The 23,849-nt window shown below is 54.8% G+C and carries 28 protein-coding genes and 1 pseudogene; 4 read left to right on the forward strand and 25 right to left on the reverse strand.

All coding sequences use genetic code 11. The features are described 5' to 3' along the window. Positions 1–11: 11 nt before the first annotated feature. The 15 genes from CBE74_RS04305 to CBE74_RS05870 form a co-directional block, all read right to left on the reverse strand. Positions 12–830: a sulfurtransferase gene (locus CBE74_RS04305; RefSeq protein ID WP_087453099.1), complete on the reverse strand. Its 819-nt coding sequence runs from the start codon at positions 828–830 to the stop codon at positions 12–14. 91 nt (positions 831–921) lie between these two features. Further along, a complete protein-coding gene (locus CBE74_RS04345) occupies positions 922–1,452 on the reverse strand; it encodes a DUF2812 domain-containing protein (RefSeq protein ID WP_087453100.1) in 531 nt (176 codons plus the stop codon). Then, the gene (locus tag CBE74_RS04400) at positions 1,449–1,772 is read right to left on the reverse strand and encodes a PadR family transcriptional regulator (RefSeq protein ID WP_087453101.1); all 324 of its coding nucleotides are present in this window, start codon (positions 1,770–1,772) and stop codon (positions 1,449–1,451) included. Before CBE74_RS04400 ends, CBE74_RS04345 begins: the two co-directional genes overlap by 4 nt. A 226-nt stretch (positions 1,773–1,998) precedes the next feature. After that, entirely contained in the window at positions 1,999–2,358 is a 360-nt protein-coding gene (locus CBE74_RS04570; RefSeq protein WP_225870208.1) for an ABC transporter substrate-binding protein, read from the reverse strand. Between the two features lie 47 nt (positions 2,359–2,405). Next, the gene (locus CBE74_RS04575) at positions 2,406–2,711 is read right to left on the reverse strand and encodes a TroA family protein (protein ID WP_225870207.1); all 306 of its coding nucleotides are present in this window, start codon (positions 2,709–2,711) and stop codon (positions 2,406–2,408) included. A 9-nt stretch (positions 2,712–2,720) separates the two neighbouring features. Then, positions 2,721–3,491 carry an ABC transporter ATP-binding protein gene (locus tag CBE74_RS04590; RefSeq protein WP_087453102.1) on the reverse strand — a complete coding sequence of 257 codons (771 nt, stop codon included), beginning with the start codon at positions 3,489–3,491 and terminating at the stop codon, positions 2,721–2,723. Beyond that, a complete protein-coding gene (locus CBE74_RS04955; RefSeq protein WP_087453103.1) occupies positions 3,488–4,612 on the reverse strand; it encodes a FecCD family ABC transporter permease in 1,125 nt (374 codons plus the stop codon). Before CBE74_RS04955 ends, CBE74_RS04590 begins: the two co-directional genes overlap by 4 nt. Before the next feature lie 84 nt (positions 4,613–4,696). Next, a complete protein-coding gene (locus CBE74_RS05025; protein WP_087453104.1) occupies positions 4,697–6,079 on the reverse strand; it encodes a magnesium transporter in 1,383 nt (460 codons plus the stop codon). Between the two features lie 408 nt (positions 6,080–6,487). After that, the gene (locus CBE74_RS05300) at positions 6,488–8,086 is read right to left on the reverse strand and encodes an alpha-amylase family glycosyl hydrolase (RefSeq protein WP_087453105.1); all 1,599 of its coding nucleotides are present in this window, start codon (positions 8,084–8,086) and stop codon (positions 6,488–6,490) included. Positions 8,087–8,133: 47 nt separating this feature from the next. Continuing rightward, entirely contained in the window at positions 8,134–9,129 is a 996-nt protein-coding gene (locus CBE74_RS05375) for an ABC-2 family transporter permease (protein WP_225871204.1), read from the reverse strand. 14 nt (positions 9,130–9,143) lie between these two features. After that, positions 9,144–9,611, reverse strand: coding sequence for a hypothetical protein (locus CBE74_RS05465; protein ID WP_259484353.1), 468 nt, complete (start codon positions 9,609–9,611; stop codon positions 9,144–9,146). Continuing rightward, on the reverse strand, positions 9,611–10,159 hold the full coding sequence (locus CBE74_RS05610; RefSeq protein ID WP_225870228.1) for an ATP-binding cassette domain-containing protein: 549 nt from the start codon (positions 10,157–10,159) through the stop codon (positions 9,611–9,613). The genes CBE74_RS05465 and CBE74_RS05610 overlap by 1 nt, the downstream gene beginning before the upstream one ends. A gap of 106 nt (positions 10,160–10,265) precedes the next feature. After that, on the reverse strand, positions 10,266–10,646 hold the full coding sequence (locus CBE74_RS05765) for an SdpI family protein (protein ID WP_216605418.1): 381 nt from the start codon (positions 10,644–10,646) through the stop codon (positions 10,266–10,268). Between the two features lie 57 nt (positions 10,647–10,703). Next, positions 10,704–11,363, reverse strand: coding sequence for a response regulator (locus tag CBE74_RS05770; RefSeq protein ID WP_087453107.1), 660 nt, complete (start codon positions 11,361–11,363; stop codon positions 10,704–10,706). Further along, on the reverse strand, positions 11,360–12,472 hold the full coding sequence (locus CBE74_RS05870) for a sensor histidine kinase (protein ID WP_087453108.1): 1,113 nt from the start codon (positions 12,470–12,472) through the stop codon (positions 11,360–11,362). The genes CBE74_RS05770 and CBE74_RS05870 overlap by 4 nt, the downstream gene beginning before the upstream one ends. Positions 12,473–12,685: 213 nt before the next feature. Here CBE74_RS05870 and CBE74_RS05940 point away from each other — a divergent pair, with 213 nt between their 5' ends. Beyond that, complete coding sequence (locus CBE74_RS05940; protein ID WP_087453109.1) at positions 12,686–12,976, forward strand: hypothetical protein; 291 nt, start codon at positions 12,686–12,688, stop codon at positions 12,974–12,976. Between the two features lie 249 nt (positions 12,977–13,225). After that, positions 13,226–13,603, forward strand: a complete 378-nt coding sequence (locus CBE74_RS05945; protein WP_087453110.1) for an SdpI family protein — start codon at positions 13,226–13,228, stop codon at positions 13,601–13,603. Between the two features lie 88 nt (positions 13,604–13,691). Here CBE74_RS05945 and CBE74_RS24715 read toward each other — a convergent pair whose 3' ends face one another. From CBE74_RS24715 to CBE74_RS06090, 5 genes are all read right to left on the reverse strand, one after another. After that, positions 13,692–14,240 carry an MFS transporter gene (locus tag CBE74_RS24715; RefSeq protein WP_225870204.1) on the reverse strand — a complete coding sequence of 183 codons (549 nt, stop codon included), beginning with the start codon at positions 14,238–14,240 and terminating at the stop codon, positions 13,692–13,694. A 136-nt stretch (positions 14,241–14,376) separates the two neighbouring features. After that, a complete protein-coding gene (locus CBE74_RS24720) occupies positions 14,377–14,805 on the reverse strand; it encodes an MFS transporter (protein ID WP_225870203.1) in 429 nt (142 codons plus the stop codon). 430 nt (positions 14,806–15,235) lie between these two features. Further along, the gene (locus CBE74_RS06080; RefSeq protein ID WP_087453111.1) at positions 15,236–15,880 is read right to left on the reverse strand and encodes an anti-sigma factor; all 645 of its coding nucleotides are present in this window, start codon (positions 15,878–15,880) and stop codon (positions 15,236–15,238) included. After that, complete coding sequence (locus CBE74_RS06085) at positions 15,877–16,464, reverse strand: sigma-70 family RNA polymerase sigma factor (RefSeq protein ID WP_087453112.1); 588 nt, start codon at positions 16,462–16,464, stop codon at positions 15,877–15,879. The genes CBE74_RS06080 and CBE74_RS06085 overlap by 4 nt, the downstream gene beginning before the upstream one ends. A 58-nt stretch (positions 16,465–16,522) precedes the next feature. Beyond that, the gene (locus CBE74_RS06090) at positions 16,523–16,798 is read right to left on the reverse strand and encodes a hypothetical protein (RefSeq protein ID WP_087453113.1); all 276 of its coding nucleotides are present in this window, start codon (positions 16,796–16,798) and stop codon (positions 16,523–16,525) included. Positions 16,799–17,146: 348 nt separating this feature from the next. Here CBE74_RS06090 and CBE74_RS06135 point away from each other — a divergent pair, with 348 nt between their 5' ends. Both CBE74_RS06135 and CBE74_RS24525 read left to right on the forward strand, forming a co-directional pair. Then, entirely contained in the window at positions 17,147–18,784 is a 1,638-nt protein-coding gene (locus CBE74_RS06135) for a cytochrome c biogenesis protein DipZ (RefSeq protein WP_087453114.1), read from the forward strand. Positions 18,785–18,991: 207 nt separating this feature from the next. Continuing rightward, a pseudogene (locus CBE74_RS24525) lies at positions 18,992–19,617 on the forward strand (hypothetical protein). A gap of 1 nt (position 19,618) precedes the next feature. On the opposite strand, the gene CBE74_RS07000 reads toward CBE74_RS24525, so the two are convergent. The 5 genes from CBE74_RS07000 to CBE74_RS07660 all read right to left on the reverse strand — a co-directional run bounded on the left by CBE74_RS07000 (position 19,619) and on the right by CBE74_RS07660 (position 23,734). Beyond that, a complete protein-coding gene (locus CBE74_RS07000) occupies positions 19,619–20,281 on the reverse strand; it encodes an ABC transporter permease (protein ID WP_087453116.1) in 663 nt (220 codons plus the stop codon). After that, positions 20,278–20,916 (reverse strand): ABC transporter permease, encoded by a 639-nt coding sequence (locus CBE74_RS07290; RefSeq protein WP_087453117.1) that lies wholly within the window; start codon positions 20,914–20,916, stop codon positions 20,278–20,280. The genes CBE74_RS07000 and CBE74_RS07290 overlap by 4 nt, the downstream gene beginning before the upstream one ends. Continuing rightward, on the reverse strand, positions 20,913–21,800 hold the full coding sequence (locus CBE74_RS07635) for an ABC transporter ATP-binding protein (protein ID WP_087453118.1): 888 nt from the start codon (positions 21,798–21,800) through the stop codon (positions 20,913–20,915). Before CBE74_RS07635 ends, CBE74_RS07290 begins: the two co-directional genes overlap by 4 nt. A 346-nt stretch (positions 21,801–22,146) precedes the next feature. After that, positions 22,147–22,314, reverse strand: a complete 168-nt coding sequence (locus CBE74_RS07645) for an antitoxin (protein WP_013240920.1) — start codon at positions 22,312–22,314, stop codon at positions 22,147–22,149. A gap of 82 nt (positions 22,315–22,396) precedes the next feature. After that, positions 22,397–23,734 (reverse strand): M20/M25/M40 family metallo-hydrolase, encoded by a 1,338-nt coding sequence (locus CBE74_RS07660; protein ID WP_087453119.1) that lies wholly within the window; start codon positions 23,732–23,734, stop codon positions 22,397–22,399. Positions 23,735–23,849 lie beyond the last annotated feature (115 nt).

The raw sequence follows: 23,849 nt of genomic DNA on the forward strand, positions 1-23,849 counted from the left end.
TTCCTAAGGCTTTACGTTGTTACGGGCAGGTCGCCGGGGCGTCCCCATTCGCTCCATGAGCCGTCGTATACTGCGAGTTCCTCGTATCCGGCGAGCGTGGCGGCGAGGATGATGACGCAAGCGGTGACGCCTGATCCGCAGGACGCGATGATTCTTTGTTTGTTGCCCAAGGCTTCGGAGAAGATCTCGCGGAGCTGCTGTGGAGGAAGCATCAGGTTGTTGCTTTGGACAGTCGTAAAAGGGATGTTGATGGCGCCGGGCATGTGTCCGGGGCGGAGCCCTTTGCGAGGTTCGGGTGCAAGACCGAGGAATCGTTCGTGGGAGCGCGCGTCGATGACGGCGGTGGGGGCGTCGTCAAGCAAGGAAAGCACGTGTTGTGCCGTGACAAAGTAGTCGGGCTGAAAGCGCGTGGTCACTGTTCCGGGTTCGGCCGGGGCACTGGGGCGCGCCACTGTGGGGAATCCGTGCGCTTGCCAGGCGGGGAGTCCGCCGTCGAGTACTGCGACATTGGGCAGGCCCATGGACTTCAGCATCCACCAGCCGCGGGGTGCGGAATAGATGCCTTGGTTGTCGTAGATGATGACGATGGAATCATCGTTGATCCCCAGCGCCCGCAGCTGCCGTTCGCACTCCGATTCTGAAATCATGGTGTGCGGCACATCGCTGTTGGGGTCGGAAAACGCGCCGTCGATGTCCATAATTTTGGCCCCGGGGATGTACTCGGAGTGGGGGACGGGAGTTGGGGCGAGGCTGATGCTGGCATCGAGGATCACTACATCTGTGCGTCCTAAATGCTGGTTGAGCCATTCTGCGGTGACAAGGGGGTACATGTGTTCTCCTGCCGGGGGTGCCGTTCGCTTGCATGACACTGACCAAGATACGCCTCGCTCGGCTTGCCCATGCTTGTCGACGCCGCCCGCCTCAAGCAAACGATTGCGGTGTGGGGAGCCTGAATCGGTGCCAGCAGAAACCTAGAAGCGGCATCACGGTGTACACCACAGGGACGAGCGTTACCGCCATCATCAGGAGAGCGGCCCAGGAGGGTAGCTGCACGTGCGTGATGAGGAAAACGGCGGCAATAAAGACTGCCAGGGTTAGTGCGCTGTAGCGGGAGAAGATCTTTATTTGGCGGGTGAGTTTCTCACGCTTGGATTCGAGGCTGGTGTGGGCCGGGGTGGTGCCAGGTGGCGCTTTGAAGATATGAATGTCACTTGCGCTTAGGACGTGCGTCCAGCCGGCTGCGGTGAAAATATCGTAGAAGTCTTTGTGAGGATTGCGCTCGTAGACGAGGTCAAAAGTGGCATGCTCGGGTTCTCCGTCGGTGAAGGTCCATCCGTGCCCAGCAAGCCCAACTCCGGCGAGGTGCTTTCCTTTCGCCGCCATGCGGGAGAACATTTCCAGATCTTTGTTGGGGGAGAAGGCGAGTCCGCTTCCTAGTCGGGTGGTGTTCATGATGTCTCCAAAATTGAGTCGGCCATAGCGATGAGCTGGCGGCGGCGTTCGAGATTGGCGGTGAGAACCTCGTGTCCGTGGGTGGTGATGTGGTAGATGCGGCGGTTCTCGTCGGCGTCTACTTCAGTGATAAGGCTGGCTGCGGTGAGTTTTTTCAGGGTGGTGTACAGCGAGGCAGGGCCGATGTCGATGTGGCCGTGGCTTGCATCGTGAAGAAACTGCATTACCGCGTAGCCGTGGCGGGGTTTTGTGAGGGCTAAGAGGATGTGGACGGCGGCGTCGCTGAGGTTGCCGTTATTAAACCCGGAGCTGCGGGCCACAATGCCCTCCTTTCATCGCATCGAATATATCGTTAAATAATATATATAATTAAATGATAGTGCTGTCCATGGGAAAACTCCCCCGAGGAGTTCGAGGGAGCTGACGTGCCCCCCGGAAAATTGTCGTTTTTGAGAACGGTAGAAAACGCGTCCTGGGGTTTTAGAGACCCGATAGACGCTAGCGTTCTCAAAAACGACACAGTAGGGGGCTATTGCGCGTGATGGACTATTTAAACGCGCCGGGGTAGAGCTGGCTGGCGATGTGCTTCACAGCTTTAACGTTTCCTTGTGTTCCGGGGAACATATCGGACGTGGATACTGAGATGATGCGGTTTTCGCGGACTGCCGGCATGTCCGGGAACGTCTTGGTCAGGTAGTCGCGCGTGGATTTTTCATGGTCTGCGTCATAAGCCGCAAAGACAATGGCCTCGGGGTTCTCGGCTGCAAGTGCCTCGGGGGTTAACGTTGAGGCGAAGAAATCGGAGAAGTTCTTCTGGTCTGGGGTGAAGACGTTGTCTGCTCCGGCGCGCTTGAGGATGTCATATTCAATGCCAGCGCCGATGGCTTGGAGAGTGTCGCCTTCCATGTAGATCTGCGCGACGCGTAGTTTCTTTTGGTCTTTCAGCGCCTTTTCTACGCCTTCGAGCTCGGTTTTGCCTTATCCACGACATCATCAGGCAAGGCCTGCGCTTTCGCCTGAGCTTGTCCAACGATCTTTTCCGTCAGTCCTAGGCGGATCAGCAGTTCTGTCTGCGCTGGATGCATACCCACGAGGGCCTCGGGTGCTTTATCAAAGCTCAGTTCCCGACCGCAGTTGGATATGGTCACGGCTTTGGCTGCTGAGCTGGTGGGCGTTTCTGGTGCGGTCACGGAAGAACCACAAGCCGTGAGCAGCAGTGCTGTGGAAGTTACAACGATGAGGGAGTGAGAGATACGCATTAAATATCCTTAAAGGCTGGAAGAAAGGGGAGTAAACGCGAGAACGGGATCTACTGGCCCTGGGAGTAGGTGGGCGTTGATGGCAAAGGTCTCGCGGATGAGTTCTGGTGTGAGAACGTGTGAAGGGGTGCCCATGGCCACCACTGATCCCTGTTTGAGGAGGAGCACCTGGTCGCAATAGTGCATTGCAAGATTCAGGTCGTGCAGTGCTGCGATGACTGTGCCACCGCGAGAAGCCACGGTGGACATGAGCTCATGTTGGTGGCTGATGTCGAGGTGGTTGCTGGGTTCGTCGAGAAGCAAAGCTGGGGTGCGCTGGGCAAGCGCGCGGGCGAGGAGCACCCGTTGCCGCTGGCCGCCGGATAGCGTAGAGACCATGCGGTCCGCGAGCTCTACGACGTCGGTGGCGTGCATCGCCTCCTCCACGATGCGGACGTCCTCACCGGTGTCTCGGCCCAGGATCGAATGATGCGGGGCGCGCCCCAACATCACTGTCTCCTCAACGGTTAAATCGAAATCGGTGGGAGAATCCTGCAGCATGACCGCCACGCGCCGGGCAACCTCGCGCTGGGCAAGCGCGCGAACATCCTCACCTCCTAGTCGTACGGTTCCTGACGCGGGGTTAAGGCCGCGGTACACGGTGCGAAGAAGCGTGGATTTGCCTGAACCGTTTGGCCCCACCAGCCCGAGGATCTGACCAGATTCCACTGAAGCGCTGACTTGATCAACGACAGTCCGGCCGGATAATTCCACGCTCACGCAATCAAATTCGATGTTCATCGGCCATACCCCGCTTTCTCCGCGCCGCCCTGGCGCATAAGCCACAGGAAGAAGGGCGCACCAACAAAAGCGGTGAGGATGCTCAGCGGAACCTCCGTGGGGTGCGCGATTGTACGAGATAGTAGATCTGCTGCCATAAGAAAAGCCATGCCACCCAGTACCGTTACCGGAATCATTCGGCGGTGATCTGCGCCCACCGCGATGCGCGCGATATGGGGGACAACAAGGCCCACAAATCCGATGCCGCCGGCAATAGCCACCACCGTCCCCGTGAGGACCGATGCTATGACCAAAAGAAGTGCGCGAAGTTTCGTCGCATTCACTCCTAAGGACATGGCAGATTCGTCGCCGGTCATAAGTACATTGAGATGCCTTGCCAGCACGTATGTCACCACGAGTGAAACAAGAAGCGCGACCAACGGTGCCACCACGCTGCTTAACGACGCCGCCGACACCGACCCCAACAGGAAGAACATCACGCTCACCACATTCTGTGCGCTGGTGGAAATGGTGAGATAGCTTGTTATGGCACTCAATAGTGTGCCTAGAGCGACGCCCGCCAGAATCATGCGCGTAGGAGAAAGCGAGCCATCTTTCCTTGCCAGGAGCGAGACTGCGATGCATGCACATAGCGCGCCCAGGAATGCGGCGATGTGCAAGGGGAGGCCGCCAAGCGCTGCTGAACCAAAAACGATCACCAGCACGGCCCCCACGCTTGCACCGGAAGAGACTCCGAGGATATAAGGTTCTGCAAGGGGATTGCGCACGGTAACCTGCATCAATGCCCCTGCTAGCGCTAGGCCGGCACCCGCAACCCCTGCCAGCAAGGTGCGGGGCAAACGGAATTGCCACACAGCCTGATCTTGCAGGGTGCTAAGGCTGCCATCGCTCATCCATGGCATGTTGGGAACGAGGTGTCCTGTCACTATTTGTGCAGCCTCTAAAAAGCTGACCTCAACGGTCCCGGTTGTTCCGGAAATGATGAGGAGAATGAGGATTGCGCACGTCAGGGCAGCGCAGAGGGCTCGTGTCTTGGCTGCTTGACGTTGGCGGGTGGTTCGTTGGTTACTGGTACCCGCCGGTCTGTTGTTGAGGTGTTTCATCGCATCTTGGTGGGGCACCTGGACAATATTAAACAGAAATGAATGTCATTTCTAATACTTTTTGGTGTGTCGTGCAGGTAATCGCGCTGATGATTAGGGGGGTTAGCCTCCCAGAATGACGAGTCGGGCGACGGTGAAATAGATGACGAGTCCTGTGCCGTCGACGATTGTGGAAATCATGGGACCGGATACCACGGCGGGGTCTGCGCCAAGCTTCTTAAGTATGAGCGGAAGAATGGATGCGATCAGCGATGACCACAAGCAAATACACACCAAAGCAATGGCGACCGTGAGGATGACCGGTTGGATTACGCCCAGACTCCAAGCGCGAAGCGCCCCTAATAGGCCCATGGCTAGTCCTAGCAGCAGGCCTGTTCCCAATTCTTTAGTCAGCACTCGGCCGATGTCGTGGAGTCGTATATTCTCGGTGCTCATTGCTCGAATGAGAGTGGTGGTGATTTGGGTACCGATGTTCCCGCCGGTGCCAATCAGTAGGGGAATGAAAAACGCCAGAGCGACCACTGCTTCTAACTCATCTTGGAAATAACGCAAGACGGTTCCCGTATACATCTCGGCCAGGAACAATAGCGCCAGCCAGACTATCCGGACCCGCCAAAGCTCTTTTACTGAAGCCTGCCGGTAGGAGACGTCGAGAGGCGAAGCACCGCCTTGGAGAGCATTGTCCTCCCGCAATTCTGACTCGCGAATACGCGTGATGGAGTGTCGGGTGATCACCCCAAGGACATGGTCGGCATCTAGAACGGGGACTGAACCAGTGGGGGAGCGCCGGGCCACTTCTGCCGCCTGTTCCTGGTCGCTGAGAGGACCGGTTGACCAGGTTCTTAGCGTGGCGGCATCGACCATGACATCCTCAACTAGCGTCCCGTCCAGAGACGTGATGAGCGTTGCCGGAGCAAGCCATCCCACCACGTGCGTGTCGGAATCCACGATAAAGATGCCTTCATCTAATGCTGCAGGGGCTTGTCGACATGCCTCCGCAGCTGCCCCGACATCTGAGTGCACGGGAATTTTGATTGCTTCCGGGCGTATCCAGGCACCCGCACATTCCGTGGGCCAGGCAAGCACTTGCGAGAGTACCGCCGAGGTGGACACGGGCAAGGCTGATAGGAGGTCGTCGACAAGCTCTTCGGAACTAATGCCTAGCTGCCGTAGCGTTTGTGCGGCGACATCGGTATCAAGCGTAACGACGAGCTCCGCGCACTCCCGTGGCGATAAAGCTTGCAGGATGCGGGCGGTTGCCTCGGGGCCAAGTGCCGTGAGTAAGACTCGGGCATTCTCTGGGGTTAGGGCTGTGGCCAGCAGGTATAGGTCGTCCGTGGAAAGTCCTGCGATAAGTGTGGTCACCGTGCTGTGCGGCATGGCTGCGAACCACTGTGCGGCAGCTTCCGGTGTGTGTGAATGCAGAATGTCCACCATTGAGGCATCTGCTGGTGGTGTAGTTGGTGAAAGATTGCCCTGATGCATCGTGATCTCCCTCGTGCGGGTAGAGCAGATTCATCGATGGCGTAAAGCGCGGGTTTATTCCTGCGTGCAAGGCGAATCGATGGACGTATGGGGCTGTCCAGGTATTATCTGTTGCGCAGGAAGAGGACTCGCACTGGTGTCCATCGATGTCACCTCCTCGGGTAGCTGATGACTTAGATTAAGATCTTTAAAGACCTTTTAATAAAAATAAATATTTCTCAGCCGGTCAATGTTCGATGCATTACATTCACAGGTTGTTGTGAAGTTATATTGCCAAGGCTAAGCCTTGTTGCCGCGTTGCCTCGTGTGGTTGGCCCTCGCGCCAGGAAAGGCACGAGGACTGAGGCCATGAGCAGCCGGCTTGCAACCATGCCCCGCACTGCCCATGCCCTGCACCGCGTATATTTTTTAAGCCAATTCCACCACTGCTCCCGATGAAGGCCCTAAGTGTACGGTGTTACCCTCCACTCGGGCGTCGCCGGAACTCACGATGATGGTCGCCGGGGATTCCAGAGTGATGCTATCTGCGGTGTCGCCGGCGTTAAGTGCTACTGCACAGCGATTTCCGCCTGAGGATTCTCTGCGATACGCGAGGATCCGAGAGTTATCATGTGCCCACAGGAAGGAGAAGTCGCTGTCTGCGTGCAGCTTTGGGTGTTGCGATCGCAGCCCGATGAGCTTTTGTACGAAGGGGCGTAACGCCGCGGGGTCCAGCATTTGCGAGGCTACATCCGGTGCATCAGGGGCTGTGTCTTGTGGAAGATACAGCTCCTCTGTTTGCGCGCTAGAGAACCCGTAGTTTTTCTTTGTCGCATCCCACTGCATCGGTGTGCGTGTACCAGTACGTTGGTATCCGCCCTCTTTGGTTGGAATATCGAGGTAGCGCATGCCAATTTCATCGCCGTAGTAGATGAAGGGGACGCCGGGCATGGTCAGCAGAAATATGAAGAAAAGGCGACGCTCGGCATCATTGAGTCGAGGCGCAAGACGTGGGGTGTCATGGTTACAAGAGATCAGGCTGAAGTATCCAAGATCGCGGATCTGCTCATATTGTGGCCAGTATTGGTCGATGAACTCCTGCGGCGAGGTTCCAGACGACTGCTTGAAAAAGCTGAGGTCTTCGCTGTGCCCTAGCGGATCGTCTGTGTTGCGGGCCAAGACGTTGTAGCCGTTGTTGCGCCAATCTAGGTAAAAGTCCATGTCAAAGCCGGCCTTAAGTGCCTGAATAGGCTTACCCCATTCTGAAACAAATGCCGCCTCTGGGTAGTCATTGCGGAATCTCGCAAAGATTTTCTGCCACACCTTGATGGTTTCTTGTTTATCTTCACCATCAAATTTGACCAAGGAATCGGCCATGTCTACTCGGAAACCGTCCGCGCCTTTGTCCAACCAGTAGCGCATGATGTTGGCCATCTCTTCTTGGTTAGCTACCGGACCAGGGGCATCAACGCTTTGCTGCCAGGGGCGTGTTTTCTTGTTAAAACCGTAGTTGAGTGCCGGTTGGCTCTTGAAAAAGTTGAGGATATAGGTGCCATTGCGGGGTGCCTCGCCTCCGATAAAAGGGAGGCCGTCGCCGTTATCAAAGGCGTGAGATGTCCAGATGTAGCGATCCGAATACTGGTTGGGTTCTGCTTTACAGGAATACTGGAACCAGTCGTTCTGCTCACTGGTGTGGCCGGGGACAAGGTCGAGTAGAACCTTAATCCCTCTGTTGTGGGCTTCCGTGAACAGCTTTTCTAGGTCAGCATTGGTGCCATAGCGAGGCGCGACTGTGTAGTAATCGCGGACGTCGTATCCTGCGTCTTTAAAGGGGGAATCGAAGCAAGGGTTGATCCATAACGCGTTTGCGCCAAGGTCAGCTATGTAATCAAGCTTGTCGACGATCCCCTGCACGTCGCCGATTCCATCACCGTTAGAGTCGTAGAAAGTTTGCGGATAGATCTCATAAAAGATCGCCGTTTCAAGCCATGCGGGAGGAACGGGGAGTCCGTTTCGAGGGTTAAACATGCTTCTCCATTCTACCGACGGTTGTGCTTATGGAAATGGGCAATGGGCTAAATATGGTGCTTTTTGCTTGCGATATGAAAGGCCCACCAGGAGCAGCCGCAGAGCAGCGCGCTCAATGCGAAAGCCACGGTAAAACGCATGGGATCCGCTGAAGCAAGTAATGGCCAGCCGGCTATTCCGATCACCCAGAGTTTGGTGTGTGCAAGCACATCTCCGCCGATTGTGATGGAAAGAACGCACACGATGAGGCTAAGCACTATAGGAGTTGCATTCCCAAACCTCATTACAGCTGTGCAGCAACCTGTGGCCAGTGCACTGCCGAGTAAGAGCAACAGCACAATACTGGGAAAAGGAGCCCTCGTGATGGCGTACACCACGAGCGTAATCACAGACACGATGGCGGTATGAGTAAGAGCGAAGCCGGTATGAGCACGGGGATTGTCCAGTGCGCTTTGGGAATAGACAGAACGCGTGGCGTACCAGCTCAGTACAGATAGGAATCCGGTGCCCAGTGGCACAAGGAAATAAGAATAGAGCTGCAGAGCGGTGATCTCTGAATAGGTGAAGACTGTCAGGGTAATCAACACTACCGTGAGAATGGATAAGGGGTAAATGCCAGTTCGGCGCAAGGAGCGAGCAAAAGCGCCGATTGCTCTGAGGCAGCCGACTGGTTTCCGGTCTGTTCCTTGAGCTATATGTGCAAGGTCGAATGCAGTGTGGTCTTCATCGGTTGTAGTGCGGTTTTGGTCCTGATGCTGCCGGTGCTGCATGAAAAGGCAACGGTGTTTTTCCGTTGTTGGAGAAGCAGGAGAAACCGAGTATGTAAGAACACCGGCTAACAGGGCCAAAAGTAGACAAAGAATGAGGCCGAGGGCGGGGGACTCCGTACGCAGGGGAGAGTCCGGTTCCAATGGGACAGCGTTGACGTGGATGTTCATGGGGCGCAGCATGATGCCTAGCGCCCACGCTGGTGGGGAAAAGTACCAGAATTCCTTCTCCGTAGAAATAACCCCTACGATCTGCCATAGCACTGCTACCAGCAAGGTGGGGATAAGTCCTATGACTCTACCGAGAGCGCTAAAAAGCCCGAGGGGGCCGAGGAGAGATCCGATCCAAACAAAGAGAGGATGGCGAGGAATGCTACGAGCGGTGGTGCCCCAACCGGAATCATGGGGACAAAAAGCAGGAGCTGTAAAGCTAACGAGGAGATGCATACGAGGAGGAAGCGAGCCAGGCGTAATCGTTGCATCGAGACTGCATGGATAGGAATTCCGCCATCCTGGGCAAGCACCTCTCGCCGCTCTGGAAGGGTAGCAATAAGAGCCAGAATGGGCGCCGAAATACCGGTGATATAGAGAGATTGCCAGGCGAACGGTGTGCTTTGAAACCCTTGTCCTCTGGCTAACTGCGAAAGGGTGATGTTCATCAGTGCAAGGAAGAGACCGACAACAGGAAGATAAACCAAAGATGTTCGTCGGGCCTTGATCGCTTCCGCTTTTATATATGAGTTCCACAGTAGCTGCATCAGTGTTCTCCCTTTTCCCCGGTGAGCTGGAAGAACGCTTTCTCAAGGTCGCCATGGTTAGCGAGCGTTGCCGCAGGTCCAGAGAAGAGAGTTGTTCCATGCTTGATCACTGTGATGTCGTGTGCCAGGCGCGCGATCTCTCCGAGTTGGTGAGAGCTGACTATGACGGTGTTTCCCTCAGCAGCCCACCGTTGTAAAAAGGTACGCAGATCTGCGATGCCTTGTGGGTCGAGGCCGTTCTGGGGCTCGTCGAGAAGCAAAATGCGGGGGTTGCCAAGTAACGCAATAGCCAGTGCCAGACGGGCCTTCATTCCGGTAGAGAATGTGCGGGTTTTCTTCCTTCCAGTATCCGATAATCCGACTATGGAGAGCACCCGGTCTATTTCTAAAGAGGGTAGGCCAAGCAAAGAGCTGTGAACTTGAAGATTTTCACGGGCAGTGAGGTGGCTATAAAGTGCTGGCCCGTTGATGCTGGCTCCGATGCTGGCCAGGTGTTCTTTACGCAAAGGCTCCCCGAAGATTCCATACTGTTTATCGTCGGTTATCAAAGAGCGTAAAGCTCCCTCCTGTGGAACCAAAGGCGTCTCCTACTGCAGTAGGAGACGTGTGTGCATGGTGTGGCCCGACGTGCTGTGTGCGTGGCTCGGCGAGCTGTTATTCCTGGACTGTTTGAGCAGCGGCATTAGCCTTTATCGAGGCAACTATGAGCAGGAGCAGCTGGACAGTGAAAAACGTGATGGGAAGTGCGTATACAGCGTTGTGAGAGATGGTGCCGTCGCGGGTAACAAGGTACAGCGCCACGAGCGAAACCACGGCTCCCAGGACGCCGACATATGCGCTGTATCGGACATACGGCATGGCTGCTTTATGGCCGGTAACCCATGCGGCATCGGAGGATAGCGTGGCGTATGTTCTGATTCCGATGAGATTATTGCGAACAAGAGATCCGGACGTGGTTGCTTTGTTGAGTCCATAATTTAGCCCAGCAATGAGTAAGAGACCTACCACGAGAATGAAATATGAAACCACGGACATCTCTCCTAACAACGAAGGGGGGACAAGCGTGCTCGCAGGGTTTTACTGGGAGTCTTTTTACATTCTACCTGCAAGTACAACCAAGCCCACCCGATCGCGGCAATGTAGCTTGGCAAGGAGCGAAGAAACGTGACTTTTAATTGTTGTCTCTGAGACCACAAGCGCGCTGTCTATCTCTGAGTTGTTCATTCCCCGCGCCACCAGCTGGAAGACTTCACGTTCTCTGGGAGTGAGAAGGCTCAGGCCTTGCTTTTGTTCGGCCGGGATGGCCGGCGAAAGACCGTTTAGCTGGGATCTCCACATGTCGAGCACATGGTCTGTGACGCCGGCGCTGAGAATGGATTCTCCACGCGCGACGGTGCGGATTGCCCTGATCAGCTCGTCGGGTTCGGCATCCTTTAAAAGAAAACCATGGGCGCCGGCAAACAAAGCTCGGTCTACGTAATCTCCAACGTTAAAGGTTGTCAGCATGATGACGCGCGCTTCAGGGGCAACCTGGCGGATCTGTGTAAGAGCCTCGATTCCGTCCATGACCGGCATGCGAATATCCATGATGACGATGTCGATGGTGGGGTCTGAACGCAGCGTCGCTACGGCTTGAACTCCATCGCTGCAGGTGGCTGCTACCACGCAAAAATCTTCTTGTGCGTCAATGATCGTTTGAAGAGCGCTGAGGAGGAGAGGTTGGTCGTCGGCAAGCACAATGCGTGTGGTCATGGTTGTTCCTTGGGGAGCCATGCGGTTATCGTCGCATGCTTGTGAGCAAAGTTGTGTGTGAGTGTGCCCCCGAGGGCTGCGCAGCGTTCGCTTAGTCCGACGAGTCCAAAGCCCCCGTGAGTAGACGTGGATGCGGAGTTGCCGTGGGTGGTGCATGTGATGCTGATGCCGCGCGGGTCGGTGTTCGCGGTGACATCGGCGCTGATAGGGGGACGTTGATGTTTGAGCGCATTGGTGAGCGACTCTGTGATAATTCGATAAGCAGCAAGCTGGGTGATGGGAGAGGTGGTGGAGAGATCGGCAACAGATGCCGTGATCTCTAGGCCCTGTTCCCGAAACCGCTGGAAAAGATCGTCGAGGTTGGCGGATTCCGGGGCAGAGATGCCGTTACTGCCGAGCGCATGGATGATGGAACGAACCTCAGCGATGCCTTCGCCAGCTACGGAATGAATCGTGGTGAGTGCGTCGTTAGCAGTGCTGGGAACGGCCATACCTGCAGTGGCTTGCATGCGGATGAGCGTGAGCGAGTGGGCGAGAACATCGTGAATCTCGGCGGCGATAAGGGTTCGCTCCCGTTCTCGCTCTCGCATAACCTGCGCAAGCTGGGCCTCTTTACGGCTTTTGACTGCCCGCCCAAGAAGCAATGCGGTAAGAGCAATAAGCCAATGAACAAGCAGCATCAGTGGTGCATCTATTAGGCCTCGATATTCGACCCTGCCGATATCTGCGACTTTCCACATAGCGGGTGACAGCAGTGATCCTGCCAAGCAAGCGATGAATACATTGCGAACTACAAGAGAAGACTCGGTGCGAGCTGCGGAAAATATCACCCAGGGAGCGACAATCAACTGAGGTGGAACCCCGAGATTGGCGGGGAAAGCTATGAGGCACACTAACGCCCACACACCTAGGATTCCGAGGTTGAGCGCTGCCATCCAGGGGACATTGTGGTGCAAAAAGAGCAGAGCCGGGATAAATGCCAGGGAGCAGGACATAAGGATGGCGGAGAGCAGTGTCGGCGTGGTAATGAAACCCACCACATATACGCTGCTCAGTAGCGCGGCGAGGGCTGCAGCTAGCTTGTCGACGTTCCCAATCTTCTGGTGCACAACTCACCAGTGTAGGTGTCGGGGTGTCTGTTGACCAGGGGAAAAGGGGTGCTGGCGCCTGATGGTTAAGTGATGCCATTTCCATTAATGAAACATGTTGAAAATCTTTGAGATCGGTGTTATTTTCAGTTTGTAGATCTTGTTGAAAATAACGGAGCGGGGCTGAAACGCCAACAGTTTCGGGTGCCGCTTATTGGAGAAAAGGAGTTCACCATGTCCTGTGCAACCCACGCAGAGCACACCCACGCTCACGATCCTGAGTGCGGTCACGTAGCTGTTCCTCACGGCGACCACGTTGATTACGTCCATGACGGCCACCTCCACCGCGAGCATGAGGGCCACTGGGATGAGTGCGAGACCACCGAGCACCATGTTCACGAGAACCACGATCACCATCATGGCCCAGAATGTGGACACGTAGCTGTTCCTCACGGCGATCACGTGGACTACATCCACGATGGACACCGCCACGCCCTTCACGAGGGCCACTGGGACGATCACTAAATAGGTCGTATCCTCACTAAATCCCCCTGTTCGTTGGACTGAGAAATCAGGAACCAACTGGCAGGGGGCTTTTTTGTGGGCTGGGGCGGGATGGTTGGAGAGCTTTTCAGTAATTATGGAAGGGGTGCTAGGTCTATATCTTGAAATGATGAAATTAAGGCCATCTTAGGATAGTTTCAATTCTATAAAATTATCTGTTGGAAAATGATTTAAGTAATAATTAATTGAAAATATCTTAGGAGTGAAAGTTTGATTACTTCAGCCCTATTTACAATTTTTACCTTCTCCTTGTTGAGTGTTTTTATATTCTTTATTGCAAAAGAATCCCCGAAGGGAATCTATAAGCGCTGGGAATATACGTCTTTGCCTGGGATTCTTACTCCTAATGTGCTGAAATCAAAGGAGACGTGGATTGTGGCACACGAAGCTATGTCTCCATACTTTACCCTTCTGGCAATTTATTTCAGTTTGGCCGGTGTTTTCAATTTGATTCTAATTTTTATGGGAAACGAAAAGGTTGAGGCCATTTTGACAGTTAGTTTCTTATTGGGGATTGTGGCTTTTTCGATAATAGTATTTGCGGGAGATCGAATTGTGTCCAAGCGGGAGGGGAGTAAAGAACTATAAATTGAATATTCTTTTTAGTGTGTTCGCATCAGGGGCTATTTTCAAAGCCGCTTATTGTACTTATTCTGCCCGAGGTAGGTTGCAGCTCTTACTTTGTTTTGTGAAGGAAGAGATGCCTCTTTATCCAAGGTGAGGAAGTAACGGTCTTCCCGCGAGTGGCGATGCGCAGCGCTCGCCACGTTGGCGGTAGCACTGTAAAAAGTATCGTGCCGAGGCCGGCGACAACAAGTGCCAAGCTGGGGCCGATGCTAGCGACGACCGGGGCGCCAACGATATAGCCAACGAGCATTGCTGAGTTATTAACCGTGCCCATCGTCGATAGTGCTTTGGGCTTGATCGCTGGTCGGACACTGTCGACAATGACCATCCTGAGCGCGGCAACCTGGAGAGCATTGCAGACTCCGGCCAGCGCAAAGAATGGGATACATACAAAAAGTGACGGCACGAACCCCGGAATGGCGATGCACAAACCCATGGCAGCGCCAGCCTTAACCAGGGTGGGCAGCGCGTTGGCCTCGGTGAGGCGTGCGGAAATACGTGCGCCAATAATGCGCCCCACGATGAAGCATTGGGCCACGATTGCGTACATAAGTCCGCCCACCTGGAGAGTCTCTGTGGCATAGAAGACGAGAGACACGTTGTAGATGGACGTAAAAATGATGGCGGTCCAGATGCTTGTCAGTGCTTGGCGCGTGCGAGGTTGAGTAAGGAGCAGTGCGGGGGCCTCAAGGATGCTGCGGAAGATTTTAAGCGGTTTCCGGCTGGTATTGGTGCTATTTATTAGTCTGTGCAGAGTTTTTGCGGAGGCGAAAACCTAGTATGCATAGCACAAGGAATGAGCCTGCAACGGCTGCAGCTTCGTAGGTCAGTGCAGTGCTTAGGGTTCCAAAATCTAAAAGAAGGCCACTCAGTGCAGGTCCTGCGAAGCTTCCACTGAGCCCTGCAGTGTCAAGGAGTGAAAATACGCGCGCCTGATTGTGTGATGGTGCGAATTCTTCCGCGATCACACAATAGGCTGGGATAGACAAGCCACTTAATGTAGCCACCACAACGTTTCCAGCAATGAGGAACACTGGTTCGGGGAAGAAACACAAAAGTACCAGAGCGACACATTCTATGAATGCGGCAGTCTGTGCGACGGTGAGTGGACTAACTTTGTCAAAAAAGGCGTGGAGAGCGGTGATAAAAATACCTGTGCACAAGCCCCTGAGATGAGAACTGTGGCCACCAGTGCTTCGCCACTTTCACGCGAAACAAAGTGAAGTGAAATAGCAAGCGACGTCATTGACCCACAGGTGGCCACGAAAAAGTAGGTAACAGCAAGGGCATAGACGGAACCTAGTTCCTTGCCGTCGCCTGGAAAAATCGTGGGCACGTTATGGTGTCCCTGGCCGAGGGTATACCGAAATGTTTCTTTCAACTACGGCTTCTCGTACTTGGATGCGCGAAGGCGTGGATCCCCCTAGAGCTTTGATTGTTGGGGATTGTTTGAAAGTGAACATTGCGTTCCTTTTAATGTGAGTCAGGACACCATTAAAAGTAAGTGTTGCAAATCATATCTGTCAATGGGGTGCAGGGGCTAACCGAATACTACTGCACCAGTTAGCCCCTCACACTGCCCACGGCAGTCACTTACACATCGACTACGGCAAGGACTGTGCCCTGCGGCTGAGAGCTACCCTTGAGGGGTTCCTCGGTAATCATCACCTTTGAGGTTTCCCCTGGTAAAGGCATCCATACTCCATCGTGATCTTCGGGTCCGATAACGCCGGCAGATTTTGTGGAGCCGTCTGCCATTACTGCCCATACCTGTGCACCCATGCCTTCGCTGAGCTTGGGTGCGCCATCAACAAGGGCACCGCCCTCATTCATTGACGAGGACACAACAATATCCAGGGATGCGCCCATGGCATGAGTGCTGGCCTGGCGTACGTCGGAAGCCGCGAGGATGCTGTGCATTTCTGCATGCGGATCTACTTGCGGCCAGAATGCAAAGCCACCAGCGATGACGGCTATCGACGCCGCCACGGCAAGAAACCCGCGCGTCAACTTACGGCGCGCAGATAGCTGAATAACATCCGCAATAGGCTCAGATAGGACACCGACCGGCGATGTATGCGTTGCCTCTGGTTCCTCTTGGGGAGTATCGGCAATGGCCTCGAGGATGTTGTCTCGTAACTGGGCTGAGGGGGTTAGTGGTGCAGGTGCCTGCGCCAACAGGTCTTCGACATCGTGTGGGAAGTCGTCGAAAGGCTCGCTGTGACCTGTGGAGGTCATTGTGCACCTCCTTGCATGAGGCTCATCGCTGAGCGAAGTTTTTTAAGTCCATCTCTGACCCGGGTTTTGGCGGTCCCAAGGGGAACGCTGGTGGCCTGGGCGATCTCTGGGTGAGTGAGACCGGAGAAATAAGCCAGCATGACGGCGGTGCGGTGTGGTTCGCCGATGGCGTCGACAAGCTTGCGAACTCGCTGTGATTCCAGCGATTCCACTGCTTCTTCCTCGGCTGCGTGCCACGTTGTGGTCTGCTCTAGGAAGTCTTTGTTGTCGCGCTGTTTGGTGGCTACGTCGGTACGCAAGCGATCGATTGCGCGCAAGCGTGTGAGTCGTAGCGCCCAGGAACGGGCACCGCCCTTGGCTGGGTCGTAACTTTTAGCGCTGCGCCACAGCTCAATGAATACCTCTTGGATGACTTCCTCGGCCTGTGCGCGGTCGTAAATGATCTGCGCGGCTAAACCCAACATTTGTGGGGCCAGTAGGTCATACAGGGCGGCGAATGCCCGCTGGTCGCCGTGGGCGCTGGCAACAAGCAGGTTATCGGGGTCCATGACCGGTAACTCTACAACGGAAAGGGTGGAAATCATGAACTATTAGTGAGGTGTTAAGGCTGTGGTCGCAAGATAGGCATAAGAAGGGCGGGATTTAGTGCTTCATGGCGGCGCTGGGCTCCGTATGTTCCATGCGGTCCATGTGGTCTTTGCCGTCCATTCCTTCTTTGTGCTCCATGCGATCCATCGCGTCCTTGGGCATGGCATCTTTGGTCATCGCGTCCTTAGACATTACGTCGGAGGGCTGGGAAGACTCGCTCGTGGACGTCTGGCTGGCTGGGGCTGGGTCATCTCCGCAGGCTGTGAGTCCGAGGGCAGCTACAGAGAATGCGCCGATGATAAGTGCCTTGCGGATCGTGGTGTTCTTCATAGGGGTCAGCTCCTTATATAAGACTGAGTTCTGATGTAGGTGCGCGGCCTACTTTCCGCGCTTATTGAATACTTCGGAGCCGCTGTGTGCGATGGATTGGGAAAAATAAAAATAACTGTGAGGTGCATGGATGTAGTGGCGTTTTCAGCGCTCCTACCTGCACAATTACCTTTATCCAATCTGAAAGTTTCTTATGTTCCGTACTTCTTAGTGACGGCTCGCACACCGCGCCATCGTTGTTGCGTCGTGAGTGTGCAGGGAGCCGCCGCGCATGGTTGCATCCAGAAAGCGCCGTGCTCCCACAAGATTGTTAAAGCTGAAACATAAAAGCACATAAAAGGAACGCACATGCTTGAACTTGTTTTGATCGGGCTTATCGGTGGCATTGTCACCGGTATATCTCCGTGTATTCTCCCGGTCCTTCCGGTTGTTTTGGCGGTTTCCGTAGACCGTAAACCCACCCATGTGATCTCCGGCCTTGCGCTTAGCTTTGCCACTATTACATTGGTGGGCACTTTGATCCTTGGTGCGCTGGGACTGCCTAAGGATGTGCTGCGATGGGGCGGTATCGCATTGCTGGTCCTGGTGGGCGTAGGCATGATTGTGCCTAAGCTTGGCGAGTGGATTGAAGCACCATTTAACCGCATCCCGCGTCCAACGTCGCTGCAGGTCAAAGCGCGTAATAAAGGCGGCTTTGCCATCGGCCTAGCGCTGGGCGCTGTATACGTTCCGTGCGCGGGACCGATCCTTGCCGCTATTACGGTTGCTGGTGCAACTGGCGATATTGGACTTTCTACGGTGATCCTGACCGTCGCGTTTGCCATCGGCGCGAGCCTTCCGCTGCTCATCTTCGCCCTCGCCGGCAACAAGATGGGTGAGCGTATCGACGCCGTCCGGAAGCATCGGGGCATCGTCGGCGCGATTATCTTGGCGTTGGCCCTGGCACTGGCGTTGAACGTTCCCGAGAAGCTGCAGCGCAGCCTTCCTGACTGGACTGCCGGTGTGCAGGAACGACTGAGCGATAATGAGGCTATTCAGAACGCTCTTAATAGCGGAAATGGCAACCTAGATTCCTGCCGTAGGGCTGATAAAGGCACCCTGCATGACTGTGGATCGGCACCGGAATTTGAGGGCCTGACCGGGTGGTTTAATACGGACAAGCCGGTGGGAACGCACGAAGGTACAGTGACGTTGGTTGATTTCTGGGCCTATGCCTGCATTAACTGCCAACGCGCCGGCGAGCACATCACCAAGCTGTATGACGCATATAAGGACGCGGGACTGCAGGTAGTAGGCGTGCACGCACCCGAATACGGCTTTGAGCATGAGGCTGCCAACGTGCGCGCAGCGGCAAAACGCGAGGGAATCAACTATCCAGTGGCACAGGACAATGACTTTGTTACCTGGAAGAAGTTCAACAACCGATACTGGCCAGCGCGGTATTTGATTGATGCTGAGGGCAATGTGCGCTATATCCATGAGGGAGAAGGCGCTTATGCGGAGACCGAGCAGCTTGTGCGCCAGCTACTCAAACAGGCCAACCCCAATGTTCAGCTGCCTGACCCGATTGAAACAGGTGGCGGAACCGATTCTAAGCTCACGGAGCAGCGTAATCCGGAGACCTATCTGGGTGCTGAGCGGGCCCGCTTCTTTAACAACAACAATTACGGCCTAGGAGAACGTGACTTTACATATAAAGATCCTAGGACGGGGCAATACTCGCTCAGCGGTAAGTGGGACGTGAAAAGCGATCACATTGTCCCTGTGAAGGATGCAAAACTGTCCATCAACGTGCATGCGGCTAAGGTCCAGCTCGTGGTATCAGGGCAAGGAAAAGTGAAAGCTACTTTCCCCGATGGCAGCAGTAAAACTTTCGACGTGTCCGATGGCACGATAGACATTTATGACGCTGATAAGCCTCTCGACGGCATCATCACCCTGGAACTCGAACCGGGCGTGACAGCGTACTCGCTCACCTTCGGGTAACGCTGAGGCTTAAAAATCGGGAGAGATGTTCATATGTATGGGCGCTCTCCCGGTTTATTTATCTCCGTGTGTGTTTTTCTGTGTGCGGTGAATTTTACCAACCAAAGGGGTAAAAAACGCCGGAACTTTTCCTTAAGTAGCACATTTTCTACCTTTTTGGCGTGTTTGTGGGAAAGTCAAAAAAGAGCTAAAGGAGTGGAAAGCGTTATGGAGTTTCTGCCTTACGAGGCGTTCGAGGGAGAAGTGGCATCCGTCGCGTCTGGCAGTGATGAGGAAATCATTGCTGGTGTGAAAGCGATCATCAATGTCGAGGGGCCGGTATTGGGTTCTCGACTTTTTGTAGCGTACTGCCGCGCCTCGAACCAAAAACTAGGCCGACGAATCCGTGAACGTCTCATGCTCGCAGTAGAACAAGCACTCAATTCTGGCGACATAGTGGCCGATATATCCTTTACTCGGGTGAATACTGAAGCTATGGTGCTTCGCCCACGCGATAAGGCTGAGGTAGTGGTGCGCTCACTAGGGCCTCGTACCCTCGAACAAGTTCCGTTAGCAGAACTCCAGACCGTTATGTGTGCATTGAAGCAGAAAACCCGGACATAGGAAAAGGGGATTTGTACAAACAAACCCTGATTTTCTATGACCGCTGGGGAAAACTGAGCAATAAAGTACGCCTGATTTTAGACCCAGCTTATGACGCTGGTGGTCTTGGTGGCGAGGGGTCACGCCCCGCCGTTAGCCGTAAATACTCTTCTGGTCAGGTGCCGGGGCGCCCTGTGCAACGACGAGGCACATACCGGACTACGGTTCGGCGAGCCATGCGCGATTGGTAAATTATGAAGTCGCGCTGTGCGCTCCAGTAGTTCGCTGAACAGTGGAGAGTATCTGATCAAGAACCAGGGCCAATAGGATAACCAAAACGGAACCTGCAAGCATTTCTATGTAATCGCGCGCTTTGAGTCCGTGGAAGATGAATCGTCCGAGCCCTATGTCTGACGTATAAGCCGCAAGAGTGGCTGTGGCTGTGACCTGCAAGGTTGCTGAGCGTATGCCGCCCACGAGCACGGAAGCGCCTAACGGTAGCTCCACGTTTTTAATAATCTGCCACTCGGTATATCCCATAGCGCGGGCGGCATCTACAGTGTCGCGGTCTACGCTGGCGACTCCCGCATAAGCCCCGGCCAGCAATGAGGGGATAGCGAGTATCACGAGAGCTATGAGCGGTGCACTCAGTCCGATGCCCAAAGCAAGGCCAAAGATTGTGAGCAGACCAAGCGTAGGTAGTGCGCGCGCAGCACCACTGACAGCGCCGATAACCGCAGAACCGCGTCCGGTATGGCCAATAGCTACGCCGGCTGGGATGGCAAAAGCAGCAGCAATGGCTACGGAAGCCAGGCTGATGCCCGCATGTTCGCCAATTCGGGCAAGATAGCCGGTGGGTCCCCACCACTGGGAAGCAATAGTGAGCAGGGCGAAGAGATCGGAAAACCAGCTCATTTCTTTATCATCGACCAAGGTGCGAGTACGCGTTGAAGGATGAGGCAGAGGACGTCGAAAAGCACAGCCAGGATGACTACAGCAACGATGCCAGTGAGTACCTCAGCAATGATGTTGCGCTGAAAGCCGTCGGTAAACAGCGTTCCTAGGCTTGATACGCCTATCAATGCTCCGATGGTTACGAGGCCGATGGTGGAGACGCCAAGCACACGGATTCCGGAAATTAATACCGGAATAGCAAGCGGCAGATCCACTTTTACGGCGATTTGAGGCGCGCTCATTCCCTGGGCAGATGCGGACATACGCACGTCCTCAGGTATGGAACGGAAGGCATCTGTTGCAGTACGCGCAAGGAGTGCCACCCCATAAATGCATAGCGCGATAATGACGTTGGTATCTGACCGCAGCGGAACCCCCACGATGAAAGGAACCAATATCAGCATGGGAAGAGCCGGGATTGTATAGGCCAAGGACGCCGCGGATACCACCAGGTTGCCTACGCGCGGGCTGCGGGCAGCGAACATGCCGATGGGGATGGAGACCGCAATACTAATCAGGATTGCCGGAACGCTGAGCAGGAGATGGGCGGCCGTCATATCCAGCACATATGGCCACGCGTGACGCAGCCACCTCATGAGTCTGCACCTAAGCGACCGATTGGGCGACCTTGTTTATCCACCACAACCCGGGAACCGCCGATAACCGCGGTGTGCAAGTCTCTATCTGCTCGATTTGTGCCCATGAACTGGGCGACAAAATCATTGGCTGGCTGTGCGAAAATTTCCGTAGGCGTGCCAGCTTGGGCAATTTTTCCGCCTTTTTCCAGCACCACGATGTTATCGCCTAGGAGAAAGGCCTCATCGACGTCATGGGTCACCACCACCACGGTTTTATGTAGACGGGCCTGCAACTCAATGAGCTGTTGCTGTAGCGCTCGCCGCACGATCGGGTCGACCGCGCCAAAAGGCTCATCCATCAACAGAATGTCCGGGTCTGCGGCAAGCGCGCGGGCAACACCAACGCGCTGCTGCTGTCCGCCGGAAAGCTCACCTGGATAGCGATTTTCAAAACTGGGGTCGAGCTCTACCGTTTCTAAGGCCAGCCGGGCGCGTCGAATAGCTTCTTCTTTGGGTTCACGGTTAAGCAAAGGAACCGTTGTCACATTATCCAGCACTTTGCGGTGGGGGAGGACTCCACCGCTTTGAATGACGTATCCGATGGACCTGCGAAGTTCCACGGGATTGACATCGGCCACGTTGTGGCCGCGTACGCGAACCTCACCGGACGTGGGCTCAACCATGCGGTTAATCATCCTCAGGAGAGTGGTCTTTCCACAGCCGGAGGAACCAACAAAAACGGTGGTTTGATTTTCAGGAATGACAAGGTTGAAGTTGTTCACAGCATTTTCTGTTGGTGCTTGCTTCCCTGATGCTGCGCTTACTTGTGTCTTATTTTTCTTGTCACCTTTTTCTTTGCGGGGGTTAGCGTAACTCTTGCTGACGTCGATAAATTTGATCATAGTTGCTGCTTCCGTTGGCGCTCTGCCGCTTGGGTGACGTGAAATGAATAATGTCTGTTTAAGGATTATATGAGCATTTGCTGTGTTATACGCTAATTTCCTGTTCCTGCTATTAAAAAGTAGACTGCGGAGTTTTGCTGTTTGGCTATAAGCGTGACCTATAGCGGACTCTATGAGCCATCATACTGATTTAGCTCCGAGCAGTCCGGGAGTAACCGAATTTTGGTCGGTTAAGCGCTTTGATTCGCTTGGTGATCTTTATACGGCGCACCCTCGTGCCAGCAATAAAAGTAAACCCCTGCCGAGCTGCGTAGTGTCGCAGGCAAGGCAGGGGGGAGAGAAGAAATTACTTTTCGTCCAATTTCTTCTTGACGGCCTCTTGGACCTGGTCGACTTTGTCTGCAAACTTGCCGTCGGTTTTCTCGTCGACAAGATCGCCAACTTTTTCTACTGCGTCCTTTACCTTGTCGGCGTTTTGATCCAGCAGTTCTTTAGCCTTGTTGAGGATGTCCATGAGATTCTCCTTGTATTGAGGGGCAGTTATCACATTTAAGGGTAATACAACCTGCGGATTTGGGGGCGGGATCGGCTCGGGGTCAGGGGTACTCTAGGAATCGCGTTACGAGTCGCTGATAGCCGGCAACTGTGAGCTCCAGGTCCTCTAGGTAAAGAAACTCGTCATGGGAATGAAGCTGTGCATGCGCATGTCCTAACGTGCGCTGTTTGGCGTGTACGGCAAAGCCGTAGCCGACCCCGCCTGCGCGCCGGGCAAAGCGAAGGTCAGAGCCTCCGGGTGCGATCATGGGGACCACGGTGGACTCGGGGAAGAACTCCAGCAGTGTATCGCTCATGGCGTTATAGAGTGGCGAGTCGGTGGGGGAGACGGTGGCCTCCTCCCTGATGAGACGCTCGATGGTGACCTCGGGTGCTACATCGGCTAAAGCTTGGTTTAGTAGCTGGTCAACGTAGTCGTCCGATTGTCCGGGGAGGGTTCGGATGTCCATTTCTAGCCATGCGTGGCTGGGCAGAACGTTGATGGCTTGGCCGGCGCGGAGGACTGTTTGGGCGATGGTGAGATGGGAGATGGCATCGCCAAAGGCTGCGAGTTCGCCGAGGGATTCGTAGGAATCGGGGTGGCCGTCGAGAAGCTTGCGCTCCGTGGCGGGGTCAAAGCGGAACGCGCGTACAAAGCCGTGCCACGTGTCATCGCTGTGCACTGATGGTTGGATGCTAGCTATACGACGCGCCACCTCGCCGATTTTTGCAATGGCGCTGTCCTTGTGGAACGGCGCCGAACCATGGCCGGCGTCGCCGTGGACGTGGAGCCGGCGTTGAGCAGCGCCTTTTTCACCGACATAGATGATCACGGAGTCGGAACCGTCTGCGCCGGGAAGATGGGAGCCGCCGGTCTCCGACACACAGTTTTTCCAGCTGAACGCGTCTGAGTGGTGTTCGCGGAGCCACTGGGCGCCTAAACCGCCACGAGCCTCTTCATCTGCGATTCCTACAAAGTAAAGGGTGCCTCGATTGGATTTTTTCCGCGCTACTTCGCGGGTCACGGCTGCCATTGTGGCGGTAATAAAGAGCATGTCTACGGTGCCACGGCCGTATATTTTTCCGTCTTCTATGAGCGCTTCAAAGGGAGGCTTGGTCCATTTCTTCTCATCCACGGGCACCACGTCTGTGTGTCCTAGCAGGGTGAGCGGCTCAGCGGTGGGGTCGCTGCCTGGGACCGTGACCACAATGGTTACCCGGCCTGGATGAGGCTCGTAGCGGTCGATGGCGACGGCCTCGCCGGCAAAGAATTCCTCTAGGGTGTCGGCATTTCGGACTTCTTGGCCTGAATCGGAGGTGAGGTCGTTGACGCAGGCGTTCTGCACCATGCGGGTAAGCAATGAAAGCGTGTCCGAGTAGAGCGTCATGCGCCCCAGCATAGGCTGATTCGGGGGTGAAAGGGGTGAATTAGGGGTCTTGTGGGTGAAATGTGTGTGGAAATTTAAACAGTGTTCAGGAGATGTGGCTAGGATTCTTGAACGTTGATCAAGTGAT

This window comes from Corynebacterium silvaticum, assembly GCF_002162115.2.
Lineage (GTDB): Bacteria > Actinomycetota > Actinomycetes > Mycobacteriales > Mycobacteriaceae > Corynebacterium > Corynebacterium silvaticum.